A 12,384-nucleotide genomic window follows, 5' to 3' on the forward strand; every position below is an offset into this window, starting at 1 on the left:
ATCTTCAGCTGGGCGGAGGCGTCGCGGGCGATGATGTCGGCCTCGCCGTCGCCGTTGAAGTCCGCCGCGGCCGTCTGCGTGAACACCGGAGCGGGGTCGGAATCCACGCCACCGATCGGCGAGACGTAGCCGTCGACCTTCTGGGTGTTGTAGTAGCCGTTCTTGATGGTGCCGTAGGTCACCGAGTTGTTCTGGTTGCCGCCGATGATGGTGATGGTGCCGTCGGCGTTGATCGACTTGACCAGCGCCACGTGGTCGGCGTACCCGGCACCGTTGTAGTTGAAGACCACCGCGTCGCCGACGTGCGGGGTCTGCGTCAGCCCGCCGTTGTACTGGCCGAAGCTGCCGGCGGCGGGAGTGAGCCCCGAGACGTTCACACCGGACTGCGCCCAGACCCACTTCGCGAAGTCGGCGCACCAGGGTTCGACGCAGCTGTTGTAGTAACCGGACCCTCCCTCGCTGTTCGTGTCGCACGGGCCGTTGCCGAGGTTCTGCTCGGCGATGCCGATGATCGTCGAGCCCACGCTCGCCGAGGCCGTCTGGGCGGCGGCGAACACAAGCGTGGGGGTGAGCACGGCGGTGGCGAGGACGCCTCGCAGCGTACGGCGAAGAACGGTCTTGGACATTCGACATCTCCTGATCTCGGGCATGGCAAAGTCGGTGGCGGCGCGTGTGGCGCCTGGGTGTGCGGGGAAGGCGTGGGGCCGATCGGACGCGGCCTCGTCGGTCAGGTACGGCTCAGGGCGCGATGGTCACCCTGGTCGCGGCCTTTCCGGCCAGGTGGTTGGACGGCTGGGCGACGGCATACGCCTGGAGTTCGGTGACGCCCGCCCCCAGGGCGGCGTCGAGCGCGACCCGGTATCGGATCGTCATGTCCGCGTTCCTGGGCAGGGGAGCGCCACCGGTGGCGACGAGGAGGAAGTCCATCCCGGCCGCTTGGGGCAGCGGAGCGGGCTGCCAGGTGCCGCTCGCCGGGTCGAAGCGCTCCAGGTGGCCGGGCACGGACCCGAGGGGGGAGAGCCCGCCCTCGTACTGGTCGAAGCGCACCACGGGGGCGATGAGCGGGAAGTCGACGTCCCCGGTGTTGCGGAAGGTCACGGTGAACTCCACCGGGGCGGCGCCGGGTACGAGCCGGGCCGACGACGGCAGGCCGTCGATCTCGGCTGTGAGCCGCGCGGTGTCCGAGACGGCGAGCCGTCCCTCGGGCAGCTGCCGTGGTGCGTCCGTGGGCCTGACGGAGGGCGACGCCTGAGAGGGTCGGACCGACTGCGTGTGGCGGGGCGTGGCGTGGGCCGTCGCACTCTCCTGGGGGCGCACGGGCGCCGGAGGGGAGGTGTGCCGCGTGGGCTCGGTCGTGTGGGCGGTACGTATGGGGCGCGGGAGCCGGCTGTCCTGCGGGACGGCCGACGCACCCGGGTCCCCGGGGAGGGCGGTGCGGCTCGCTCCTGCAGCCGCCGGTGCGGCTTGGGGAGCGGAGGGCTGGGCGCCGCCGCAGGCGGTGAGGAGGCCTGCGAGTCCGGCGGCCGCCAGAGCGGTGGTGACGAGGCGCTGAGCACGGAACCTGACGGACTGCATGGCTACGGGAATCCTCTGCGGGGATGTCGACGGGGTGGGGGACCCAGGGCACTCGGTCCGAGGGCGCTTCTTCGCCGGAGGCGACGGACAAGGGTGAGCGGGTTCGGAGCAGCGTCCGAGGCGGGCCCGCTGAGACACACGTACGGGAAGGGGAGCCGCCGTCCGTGTGCGTGGCGCTACTGCCAGGTCATGTTGTCGGTGCCCGCGACGGGAACGGTGTCGGCCGCCGGGGCCGCGGCGACGACCAGGCCGCCGGAGGACGGGACGGTGGTGCCGGCGGTGACAGCGAGGGCGGCGCCGAGGGCGGCGACGGCGACGGCGACGGTCGTGCCGATACGGGTACGCAGCATGACGTGATTCCTCTTTCCTGACGTGAGCGGAACGAGCCCGGAGCGCATCCCCCGGCCATGCCGGGTCCCGCGGTCCCACCGGGCTGCCCGGCGGCGAGATCCAGCATTCCCGCAGCTCAAGTCCCCGCCAAGAGCTGCCAGGTGGACGGAATCGGCCGTGGACGGATCAGTCCACGTCACCCTGGTCCACCGCGTGGGCGGCGTCGTAGACGGGGGCCAGGAGCGGCACGTACGCCTCGATGAGAGTCCAACCCGCCAGCTCCGTCTTATCGGCCAGCATCCTCGAACAAGCGGCCGACGCGACGTGCTCGGCTTCCTCCAAGCGGTCGGCGAGCAAGAAGATGCCGAGGACGGGGTCGCCGAGGGTCGCGTGGTGGATCGTGACGTGTTCGACGTGACCGGGTACGGCCATGTCGGCCACCCAGGTGCCGATTGCGTCGGGGACGCAAGCCCCCGTGGGCCGACGCAGATGAACATGAACCAGGTACATGTCCGAAAGGCTTACAGGGCCGACACCGGGCCGATGTCCGGCAGACAGGACGGTTCGGGCCATGGCCGGAATGGGCCAGGCTGCTTCGTGTTCCGCGTTCTCCCTCGTCACCTGTCAGACGTGCCTGGCATGATCCTGCGATCATCTGTGTTCATATCGAAAGCATTCCGGGGGGGATGTCAGAGATGCTCGTCGAACTGGGCCTTGACGGCACGGCCGAGGCCGTCTACCGGATCATGCTGGCCCACCCTCAGCGCGGCGTGGGAGCCATCGCGCAGAGCCTGGACATATCCGAGAGCAAGGTCCGAAGCGCTCTGGACACACTCAGCGAGCTCACTCTCGTCCGGGCGTCGTACGAGTCCCAGGGCCAGTTGCGGGCCGTGCCGCCGGCCCTGGGCATGGAGATGCTGATGGCTCGCCAGCAGGCCGAGCTCGCGGCACGCCAGCAGCGGTTGGAAGCCTCGCGCGAGGCAGCGGCACGGCTCATCGCCGACTACGCCGCCCTCACTCCTTCGGTCGGCGGGCCCGGAGAACAGCTCATCGGTCTCGACCGGATTCGCGACCGTCTCGCCACTCTGACCCGGGAGGTCAGGGAAGAGGTGATGGGCCTGAACACCGACGGAGCCCAGACCGCGGAAGCCATGGCGGCGTCCCGTCCCCTGGATCAGGAGCTCCTCGACCGAGGCGTTCGCGTGCGCACCGTCTATCTCGACAGCGTACGCAACGACGACGCCACGCTCGGCTATGCCGACTGGCTGACCACCCGCGGCGCCCAGGTGCGCACGGCGCCGACACTGCCCACCCGGATGATCGTGGTCGACCGGAAGACCGCTGTCATCCCACTCACCAGTCAGGACACGGCAGTCGGGGCCGTGGTCCTGACGGGCGACGGCATCGTCACCGCGCTCTGCGCACTCTTCGAGACCATCTGGGCCACGGCCCGACCCCTCGGCAGCAGTTCCACACCCGACGAGTACGGCCTCACCGCCCAGCAGAGCGCGACGCTCCGTCTCCTCGCGAACGGCCACACCGACGAAGCCATCGCGAAGCGGTTGGGAGTCTCCTCACGCACCGCCCGACGCATCGCCACCGACCTCATGGACCGACTCGGCGCCCGTAGCCGCTTCGAGGCGGGAGTCCGCGCCGTCGAGAAGGGCTGGCTCCGCTCCTCCGTCTGACACGGCCGTCCACCGGTCCAGCCTGACTTTGCTCGTGCAGAGACCCCGTACCGGCCGAGGAAGTTGGCCCTGGAGAGCGAACTCACCGGTCCGAGCCCCGTGGAGCGGGCACTGGGTTCCACGGCGTACGGCCTGTCGAACGCGAACGGGCTGTCCACCGCCGTCGGTCTCGGCCGTCAACACCCATGACTCCTCTCGCGGCCGCCATGTCACCCGCCCCGGTACAGTCCTTCACCACAAGGCCCCGCCCGCCCCGTCCGGCGCGCGGGGCCTTGGGCTCACCCGCGCATGCGCGCCGGGCACGCCATGCTGCATGCTGTGCCTTCACGGTCTTCACGTATGGAGCTGCGCATGACTACCACCTTCCCGGACGTCTCCATCAACACGGAGCGACTGGTGCTGCGCCCGTACGAGGAAGCCGACATCCCCGCCTTCGTCGAGATGATGAACGACGAACTCGTCACCGCCTGGACCTCGGTGCCGCATCCGTACACCCGCGCCCACGCCGAGGACTGGGTCCGCCGGATCGCCCCCGCCGAACGGACCGCCGGCCGCGGCATCGTCCTCGCCGTCACCGAGTTCCTGACGCAGCGTCTGGTCGGCACCGTCCACCTCCACTCGACCGACTGGCACGTCCGGGCCACCGAGGTCGCCTACGTCACCGCCCCCTGGGCCCGCGGCGAGGGGTACGCCACCGAGTCCGTCCTCGCCGTCGCCCAGTGGCTCTTCCGCGACCGCGGCTTCGAACGCCTCCAGCTCCGCACCGCCGCCGACAACACCGCCTCCCAGCAGGTCGCCCAGAAGATCGGCTGCATCAGCGAGGGCGTGCTGCGCAACGCCTGGATAGCGCGCAGCCTCACCGAGAGCGGCGAGTGGACCGACATCCGCACCGACCTCATCCTCTGGGGCCTCCTCCCCGAGGACCTCGACGGCGTCGCCGACCAGATGGCCGAGGCCGGATACTCCTCGTACACCGACTGGAGCTGAGCGTTCCGGACGTCGGCCCGGGGTACTCTCGACACGCCCCGACCTGCGACGACACCACAGGAGACAGACGCGATGGCCGATCGGGTCACGGTGATCGGCTGGGACGGCTCGCCCCTCACCGCCGCGGCCGGCTCCGCGCTCTCGGCCGCCACGCTTGTGGCCGGCGCCGCCCACCACCTGGCGCTCCCCGAAGTACCCGCCGGCGCCGAGCGCGTCCGGCTCGGCAGCGTCGGCCTCGCGGCCCGCCGGATCGCCGGCCACCGCGGCACCGCCGTCGTCCTCGCCGACGGGGACCCCGGGTTCTTCGGCGTCGTCCGAGCCCTGCGCGCCCCCGAGCACGGCCTGGAGGTCGAGGTCGTCCCCGCCGTCTCCTCCGTCGCCGCCGCCTTCGCCCGGGCCGGCATGCCCTGGGACGACGCCCACGTCGTCGTCGCCCACGAGAAGACCCTGCGCCGCGCCGTCAACGTCTGCCGCGCCCACCCCAAGGTCGCCGTCCTCACCTCCCCGGGCGCCGGCCCCGCCGAACTCGCCCTCCTCCTCGACGGCGTCCACCGCACCTTCGTCGTCTGCGAACAGCTCGGCACCACTCGCGAACAGGTCTCCGTCCTCACCTCCGACAAGGCCGCCGACCACACCTGGCGCGATCCCAACGTCGTCCTCGTCATCGGCGGCGCCGGCGGCACCGGGGCCTCCGCCGCCCCCTGGCTGATGGGCAACGACCCGGCCGCCGGAGCCGTCCGCGGCTGGGCGGGCCGCCCGGAGGAGTACGGCTCCGAGGACCGCCCCGGCATCGGCCACGACCCGACCCTGCGCGCCGTCCAGCTCGCCCGGCTCGGCCCCCGCACCGGCGACCTCGTCTGGGACGTCGGCAGCGCCGGCGGCAGCTTCGCCGTCGAGGCCGCCCGCTTCGGCGCCGCCGTCATCGCCGTCGACGCCGACCCCGCCGCCCGCGCCCGCACCGAGACCGCCGCCCGCCGCCACGGCGTCCTCCTCCAGACCGTCACCGGGCGCGCCCCGCACGTCCTGGAGAACCTCCCCGAACCCGACGTCGTACGCGTCGGGGCCGGCGGCGTCCCCGTCGTCACCGCCTGCGTCGACCGGCGTCCGGAACGGATCGCCACGCACGCCACCACCCGCGACGAGGCCGAGGCGATCGGCACCGCCCTCGCCGCCGGCGGCTACGCCGTCGAGACCGTCCTCCTCCAGACCGTCGGCCTCGATCCGGCCGACTGGACCGAGCGCGAACGCTCCGTCGTCTTCCTGCTCTCCGGCCGCCGGACCGCCGGCGCCCCCTGACCCCGGCCGGGCACCGGGGCAGGTAGGCTGGCCGATTGTTGTACCGCACGGGGATGTTCGGCAGGTTGTTCGTCAATGTCCCGAATCGATGACCGTCTTGACCCGTTCTCGGTGGTCACCGGCGTGCGGGACACCGGGGGGACGGCGCGACGTGGCGCAGTCCACAGCGCACCGTGGCGGATCCGCCTGCCACGATGGGCGCGGGCCGCGACAATGCTCGGGTGACGGCGCGTCTCCGTGCCGCGCGGCGCGGGCGCTCGTTCTCGTTGACGGGCGCGGCTCTGAACGAAGACAACGATGGGCGAGGGGTACGCATGACGGACACCGGCCAGGTCCCGGGCGAGGGACTGCCGGAGAACGCAGGCATGGTCGAGCAGCCGGGCATCCCCGCTCCGGGCGCGTACACCTACCTGGACCCCTCCGGCCCCATCCCCGGGCAGCTCCCCGAGGACGACGACATGCTGCTGATGCCGGGCGCCCAGGGCGCCTGGAGCGAGCACGCCCCCGGCGTGGCGCCCGCCCCGCCCGTCGCCGTCCCCGCCCCGCCCGTGGTCCCGGCCCAGGGCGGCGCCCCCGAGGCCCTCGGCCAGGACCTCGGAGCCGCCCCCCAGGCCGCCGTGCAGGCCGTCCCGATGGGCGACCCGCTCACCGACCCGCTGCCGGACCCGCTCACCGACCCCCTGACCGGGCCGCTGCCGGACCCGCTGACCGGCCCGCTGCCCGACGGCCTCGTCCTCGCCGACCAGCTCACCGCCCCGGTCACGCCGGCGCACGGAGTCCCCGTGCCCGGCGCCACCCCGCCGCAGGGCGTGCCGTTCGGCACCCCGGCGCACGGCGTCCCGGTCGCCCCGCAGGAGCCCGTCGCCACCGCCCACGGCTACGAGCCCGGCATCCTCGACACCGGCGCCCACGAGGCCGCCGGCCGCGACTCCGGCTCCGTCGACCTCGGCGGCGTCCGCGTGCCGCCGCCGGCCGCCCCGCAGCCCGCCCCCGCGCGCCGCCCGCTCCACATGGGCCCGCCGGTCCCGGACACCGCCACCGGAGGCGTGGTGCGCTCGCTCGCCGACCGCGGCCCGGCCGCGCCGGTGCCCGCCGCCCCGCCGGCCCCGGTGCCCGTCCCGGAGCCCCTCGTGGCCACCGGTCCCGCGCCCGTGCCCGTACGCACCCCGGGGCCGCCCACCACCGGGCCCGAGTACTTCGAGATCGCGCAGGACCAGCAGACGGCCCCGCAGGGCGCCGAGCCGTGGGCCGCGCAGCCGCAGGAGCCCCCGGCGCCCGCCGAGGTCCCCGAAGAAACGGTCGTTCCGCCGAGCGGCCTGTTCGTCCAGGTCGAGGGCACCGTCCCGACCGCAGAGCAGCCCGCCCCGACCCCGCCGGCCGGGACCTTGATTCCCGAGCAGGAGGCCGTCGCGCCCGAGGCCGTGGCCCCCGAGGCCGTCGTCCCCGCGCCCCGCGAGCCCGAGGCCGCCGCCGCAGAGCCCGTGGCCGAGGAGCCCGTGACGGCGGAGCCGGTGGCGGAGGAGCCCGCCGAGGCACCCGTGGCCGAGGCCGTGGAGGCCGCCGCGCCCGCCGACGTACCGGCGGAGACCGCGCCGGAGGCCCCGGTCGAGGAGATCGCGGCCGAGGAGATCCCGGCCGAGGAGGTCGCGGACGAGGTGGTTCCGGCCGCCGAGCAGTCCGTGGAGCCCGTGGAGCCGGTGGAGCCGATCGCCGAGCCGGCCACCGAGCCGGTGGCCGAGCCCGTCGTGGCCGAGGCGGTTGTGGCCGAGCCCGTCGCCGTCGAGGAGCCCGTCGCCGCCGAGCAGGCGGTCGAGACCGTGGCCGTCGCGTTCGAGGAGCCCGCCGCCGAGGAGCCCGCCGCCGAGGCGGCCCCCGTCGAGGCCGTCGCCGAGGCCGAGCCGGAGCCCGCCCCCGAAGCCGAGCCGGAGCCCCAGCCCGAGGCCGTCGCCTCCGAGCAGCCCTCTGCCGAGCAGTCCTCTGCGGAGCAGCCCCAGGCCGAGCAGATCCCGGCCGAGCGGTCCCCCGCCGAGGCGTTCGCCGACGCCGCCGCCGAGGTGCCCGCCGAGGCCCCCGTCGTCGCCGTGGCCGAGGAGATCCCGGTCGTCGCCGAGGACGCCCCCGAGGCCCCGGCGCAGACCGAGGCCGAGGAGGCCGAGGACGCCGACGAGCAGGCGGAGCCGCGTCCCGCCGCCCCCGGCTACGACGAGGCCGAGCGCGAGGCGGTCCTGCGCGTGATGCGCGAGCGCCGCGACATCCGCAACGGCTTCCGCTCCGACCCGATCCCGCACGAGGTGCTGCTCCGCGTCCTGGAGGCCGCCCACACGGCCCCCAGCGTCGGCCACTCGCAGCCCTGGGACTTCGTCGTCATCCGCTCCGCCGAGACCCGGCAGACCATGCACGAGCTGGCCCAGCGCCAGCGCGAGGCCTACGCCAAGTCGCTGCCGAAGGCCCGCGCGAAGCAGTTCAAGGAACTGAAGATCGAGGCCATCCTCGACACCCCGGTCAACATCGTGGTGACCGCCGACCCCACCCGGGGCGGCCGGCACACCCTCGGCCGCTACACGCAGCCGCAGATGGCCCCGTACTCCTCGGCCCTCGCCGTCGAGAACCTCTGGCTCGCCGCCCGCGCCGAGGGCCTCGGCGTCGGCTGGGTCAGCTTCTTCGACGAGCGCGAGATGGTCCGCGCCCTCGGCCTCCCCGACCACCTGGAGGTCGTCGCGTACCTCTGCGTCGGGTACGTCGACGAGTTCCCGGACGAGCCCGAGCTGATGCAGGCCGGCTGGGCCAAGCGCCGCCCGCTCTCCTGGGTCGTCCACGAGGAGACGTACGGCCGACGCGCCCTGCCCGGCGAGGACCCGCACGACCTGCTCCAGGAGACCGTCGCCGCCATCCGCCCGCTGGACGCCAAGGCGCTCGGCGAGGCGTGGGAGCGGCAGAAGCGGATGACCAAGCCGGCCGGCGCGCTCGGCATGCTGGAGATCATCTCCGCGCAGCTCTGCGGCCTCTCCCGGGTCTGCCCGCCGCCGATCCCGGAGCCCGCCGCCGTCGCGATCTTCGCCGGCGACCACGGCGTGCACGCCCAGGGCGTCACCCCCTGGCCGCAGGAGGTCACCGGCCAGATGGTGGCCAACTTCCTCGGCGGGGGAGCGGTCTGCAACGCCTTCGCGAACCAGGTAGGCGCCGAGGTCTGCGTCATCGACGTGGGCGTCGCGAGCGAGCTGCCCGCCACCCCCGGCCTGCTGCCCCGCAAGGTCCGCGCCGGTTCCGGCGACTTCACCACCGGCCTGGCGATGACCCGCGAGGAGACGATCGCCGCGATCGAGGTCGGCATCGAGACCGCCCGCGACCTCGTCGCGGCCGGGAACAAGGCGCTCCTCACCGGCGAGATGGGCATCGCGAACACCACCGCGTCCGCCGCCCTCATCTCGGTCTTCACCGGCGTCGACCCGGCCGAGGTCACCGGCCGCGGCACGGGCATCAACGACGAGACCCACGCCCGCAAGGTCGACGTGGTCCGCCGCGCCCTCGACCTGCACAAGCCGGACCCGCAGGACCCGATCGGCGTCCTGTCGCAGATCGGCGGCCTGGAGCACGCCGCCCTCGTCGGCTTCATCCTGGGCGCCTCCTCGCTGCGCACCCCGGTGATCCTCGACGGCGTCTCCACCGGCGCGGCCGCCCTGGTCGCCCGCGCCATCGCCCCCGAGTCGCTGGCCGCCTGCATCGCGGGCCACCGCAGCGCCGAGCCCGGCCACGTGGCCGCGCTCAACAAGCTGGGCCTGCGCCCGCTGGTCGACCTGGACCTCCGCCTCGGCGAGGGCACCGGCGCCCTGCTGGCCCTGCCGCTGGTGCAGAGCGCGGCCCGCGCCATGCACGAGGTCGCGACCTTCGACTCCGCGGGCGTCACGGAGAAGTAGTCCGTACGGCCCCGGTGCCGCCGCCCCCGACCCGGGGGAGGGCGACACCGGGGCCGCCCCATGTCCCCCGCCCCCGTCCCCCGCGCCCCTCCCCGCCCCCCCCGCGCCCCCTCCGGAGCCGCCCCGCGCCGGTCCGAGGGACGAGGGTCACAAGGTGCCCACGCCACGTCACCGATATCGTGTGCACCGGGCCTCCCGCCCGCCCCACCAGCCGCTTCACCGCCGCAGCGGCCGGCCCAGGGCCTGCCCGACCACGTCCGTCGGGTCCGGCCCGCCCGGCACGCACGATCGGCGCACGGCCGAAGCGCCCGAGTAGCTCCGCTACGAGGGCGCCCCGGCCGCACGCCGCTCGCACGCACCGAACCACCCGGCCCGATCCGACGCACATGGTCGGACAGGCCCAAGCCCCGTCCGAGGAGCCGCCCGCACATGGCCCAGCACGTCGAGCCCGCCGAGCACCCCGCCTACCCCGTCGGCCTCCGCCTCGCCGGCCGGCGCGTCGTCGTCCTCGGCGGCGGCACGGTCGCCCAGCGCCGCCTGCCCGCCCTCATCGCCGCCGGCGCCGACATCACCCTGATCTCCCCCTCCGCCACCCCCTCCGTGGAGGCCATGGCCGAGGCCGGCGAGATCACCTGGGTGCGCCGCCGCTACGAGGACGGCGACCTGGCCGAGGCCTGGTACGCGCTCGTCGCCACCACCGACCCGGCCGCCAACGCCGCCGCCTCCGCCGAGGCCGAGCGCGCCCGCGTCTGGTGCGTCCGCTCCGACGACGCCGAGGCCGCCACCGCCTGGACCCCGGCCACCGGCCGCGGCGCCGGCGTCACCGTCGCCGTCCTCACCGGCCACGACCCGCGCCGCTCGGCCGCCGTCCGCGACGCCGTCCTGGAGGGCCTGCGCGACGGCTCCCTCGCCGCCCCCGCGCAGCGCGCCCGTACGCCCTTCGTCGCCCTCGTCGGCGGCGGCCCCGGCGACCCCGACCTCATCACCGTCCGCGGCCGCCGGCTGCTCGCCGAGGCCGACGTCGTCATCGCCGACCGGCTCGGCCCCCGCGACCTCCTGGACGAACTGCCGCCGCACGTCGAGGTGATCGACGCGGCGAAGATCCCGTACGGCCGCTTCATGGCCCAGGAGGCCATCAACAACGCGCTGATCGAGCACGCCAAGGCCGGGAAGTCCGTGGTCCGTCTCAAGGGCGGCGACCCGTTCGTCTTCGGCCGGGGCATGGAGGAGGCGCAGGCGCTCGCCGCCGAGGGCATCGCCTGCACCGTCGTGCCCGGCATCTCCAGCTCCATCTCGGTCCCCGGCGCCGCCGGCATCCCGGTCACCCACCGGGGCGTCGCCCACGAGTTCACCGTGGTCAGCGGGCACGTCGCCCCCGACGACCCGCGCTCGCTCGTCGACTGGGCCTCGCTCGCCAAGCTCACCGGCACCCTGGTGATCCTCATGGGCGTCGACAAGATAGGGAAGATCGCCGAGGCGCTCGTCGCCCACGGCAAGGCCCCCGACACCCCGCTCGCCCTCGTCCAGGAGGGCACCACCGCGACCCAGCGCCGGGTCGACGCCACCCTCGCGACGGTCGCCGAGGTCGTGAAGGCCGAGGACGTCCGTCCGCCGGCCGTCATCGTCATCGGCCCGGTCGTCGCGGAGGGCCCCGACAAGCTCACCCGCTGACGCGACCACTCATCCACCCGGCCGGGACGGGCGGCGACCGCCGCCCGTCCCGCGCATTGGCACCACACCCCGGACAAGGCAGTATCACCCCGTGGCCGAAATCATCACGATCACCGACGCCGACGACCCCCGCCTCCACGACTACACCGGCCTGACCGACGTCGAGCTGCGCCGCCGGCGCGAGCCCGCCGAGGGCCTGTTCATCGCCGAGGGCGAGAAGGTCATCCGCCGCGCCAAGCAGGCCGGTTACGAGATGCGGTCGATGCTGCTCTCCGCCAAGTGGGTCGACGTCATGCGCGACGTCATCGACGAGGTCCCCGCGCCGGTGTACGCGATCCAGCCCGACCTCGCCGAGCGCGTCACCGGCTACCACGTGCACCGCGGCGCCCTCGCCTCCATGCAGCGCAAGCCGCTCCCCGAGCCCGCCGAACTCCTCGCGGGCGCCCGTCGGGTGGCCGTCATGGAGGCGGTCAACGACCACACCAACATCGGCGCCATCTTCCGCAGCGCCGCCGCCCTCGGCATGGACGCCGTCCTGCTCTCCCCGGACTGCGCCGACCCGCTCTACCGCCGCTCGGTGAAGGTCTCCATGGGCGCGGTCTTCTCCGTCCCGTACGCCCGCCTGGACACCTGGCCGCGCGGTCTGGAGGCGGTACGGGAAGCGGGCTTCAAGCTCCTCGCGCTCACCCCGGCCGAGAAGGCCACCGCCATGGACGAGGCCGCCCCGCACCGCCTCGACCGGGTCGCCCTGATGCTCGGCGCGGAGGGCGAAGGCCTCTCCACCCAGGCGCTGCGCGCCGCCGACGAGTGGGTCCGCATCCCGATGGCCCACGGCGTCGACTCCCTCAACGTGGGCGCGGCCGCGGCCGTCGCCTTCTACGCGGTGACGGCCGGCCGCCCCGAGGCGTAGCCGGGCCCCGCCG

The 12,384-nt window shown here is 74.3% G+C and carries 10 protein-coding genes; 6 read left to right on the top strand and 4 right to left on the bottom strand.

From position 1 onward, the window contains the following. The 4 genes from ABZ621_RS13615 to ABZ621_RS13630 all read right to left on the bottom strand — a co-directional run. Positions 1-626 (bottom strand): CHAP domain-containing protein (locus ABZ621_RS13615; protein WP_360603907.1); only part of this gene is annotated, 626 nt, incomplete at its 3' end. Between the two features lie 112 nt (positions 627-738). Next, a complete protein-coding gene (locus tag ABZ621_RS13620) occupies positions 739-1,575 on the bottom strand; it encodes a hypothetical protein (RefSeq protein ID WP_360603909.1) in 837 nt (278 codons plus the stop codon). A gap of 176 nt (positions 1,576-1,751) precedes the next feature. Next, positions 1,752-1,925, bottom strand: a complete 174-nt coding sequence (locus tag ABZ621_RS13625) for a hypothetical protein (protein WP_360603911.1) — start codon at positions 1,923-1,925, stop codon at positions 1,752-1,754. A gap of 166 nt (positions 1,926-2,091) precedes the next feature. Continuing rightward, a complete protein-coding gene (locus ABZ621_RS13630) occupies positions 2,092-2,337 on the bottom strand; it encodes a hypothetical protein (protein ID WP_360603913.1) in 246 nt (81 codons plus the stop codon). Between the two features lie 263 nt (positions 2,338-2,600). Here ABZ621_RS13630 and ABZ621_RS13635 point away from each other — a divergent pair, with 263 nt between their 5' ends. The 6 genes from ABZ621_RS13635 to ABZ621_RS13660 all read left to right on the top strand — a co-directional run bounded on the left by ABZ621_RS13635 (position 2,601) and on the right by ABZ621_RS13660 (position 12,371). Beyond that, a complete protein-coding gene (locus ABZ621_RS13635; RefSeq protein ID WP_360603915.1) occupies positions 2,601-3,593 on the top strand; it encodes a LuxR C-terminal-related transcriptional regulator in 993 nt (330 codons plus the stop codon). 351 nt (positions 3,594-3,944) lie between these two features. Further along, positions 3,945-4,580: a GNAT family N-acetyltransferase gene (locus ABZ621_RS13640; protein ID WP_360603917.1), complete on the top strand. Its 636-nt coding sequence runs from the start codon at positions 3,945-3,947 to the stop codon at positions 4,578-4,580. A 72-nt stretch (positions 4,581-4,652) separates the two neighbouring features. Beyond that, positions 4,653-5,876: a precorrin-6y C5,15-methyltransferase (decarboxylating) subunit CbiE gene (gene cbiE, locus ABZ621_RS13645; protein ID WP_360603919.1), complete on the top strand. Its 1,224-nt coding sequence runs from the start codon at positions 4,653-4,655 to the stop codon at positions 5,874-5,876. A gap of 314 nt (positions 5,877-6,190) precedes the next feature. Next, positions 6,191-9,790, top strand: coding sequence for a nicotinate-nucleotide--dimethylbenzimidazole phosphoribosyltransferase (gene cobT, locus ABZ621_RS13650; protein ID WP_360603921.1), 3,600 nt, complete (start codon positions 6,191-6,193; stop codon positions 9,788-9,790). A gap of 429 nt (positions 9,791-10,219) precedes the next feature. Then, the gene (cobA, locus tag ABZ621_RS13655; protein WP_360603923.1) at positions 10,220-11,461 is read left to right on the top strand and encodes a uroporphyrinogen-III C-methyltransferase; all 1,242 of its coding nucleotides are present in this window, start codon (positions 10,220-10,222) and stop codon (positions 11,459-11,461) included. A gap of 91 nt (positions 11,462-11,552) precedes the next feature. After that, positions 11,553-12,371, top strand: a complete 819-nt coding sequence (locus ABZ621_RS13660; protein WP_360603925.1) for an RNA methyltransferase — start codon at positions 11,553-11,555, stop codon at positions 12,369-12,371. Positions 12,372-12,384: the final 13 nt, after the last annotated feature.

The sequence above is a fragment of the Streptomyces sp. NPDC007863 genome, from assembly GCF_040633895.1.
Taxonomy (GTDB): domain Bacteria; phylum Actinomycetota; class Actinomycetes; order Streptomycetales; family Streptomycetaceae; genus Streptomyces.

Bases quoted from the DNA above. Each gene is read 5' to 3' on its own strand.
- ABZ621_RS13620 (WP_360603909.1), bottom strand. From the start codon at position 1,575: ATGCAGTCCGTCAGGTTCCGTGCTCAGCGCCTCGTCACCACCGCTCTG.
- ABZ621_RS13625 (WP_360603911.1), bottom strand. From the start codon at position 1,925: ATGCTGCGTACCCGTATCGGCACGACCGTCGCCGTCGCCGTCGCCGCC.
- ABZ621_RS13630 (WP_360603913.1), bottom strand. From the start codon at position 2,337: ATGGCCGTACCCGGTCACGTCGAACACGTCACGATCCACCACGCGACC.
- ABZ621_RS13635 (WP_360603915.1), top strand. From the start codon at position 2,601: ATGCTCGTCGAACTGGGCCTTGACGGCACGGCCGAGGCCGTCTACCGG.
- ABZ621_RS13640 (WP_360603917.1), top strand. From the start codon at position 3,945: ATGACTACCACCTTCCCGGACGTCTCCATCAACACGGAGCGACTGGTG.
- cbiE (WP_360603919.1), top strand. From the start codon at position 4,653: ATGGCCGATCGGGTCACGGTGATCGGCTGGGACGGCTCGCCCCTCACC.
- cobT (WP_360603921.1), top strand. From the start codon at position 6,191: ATGACGGACACCGGCCAGGTCCCGGGCGAGGGACTGCCGGAGAACGCA.
- cobA (WP_360603923.1), top strand. From the start codon at position 10,220: ATGGCCCAGCACGTCGAGCCCGCCGAGCACCCCGCCTACCCCGTCGGC.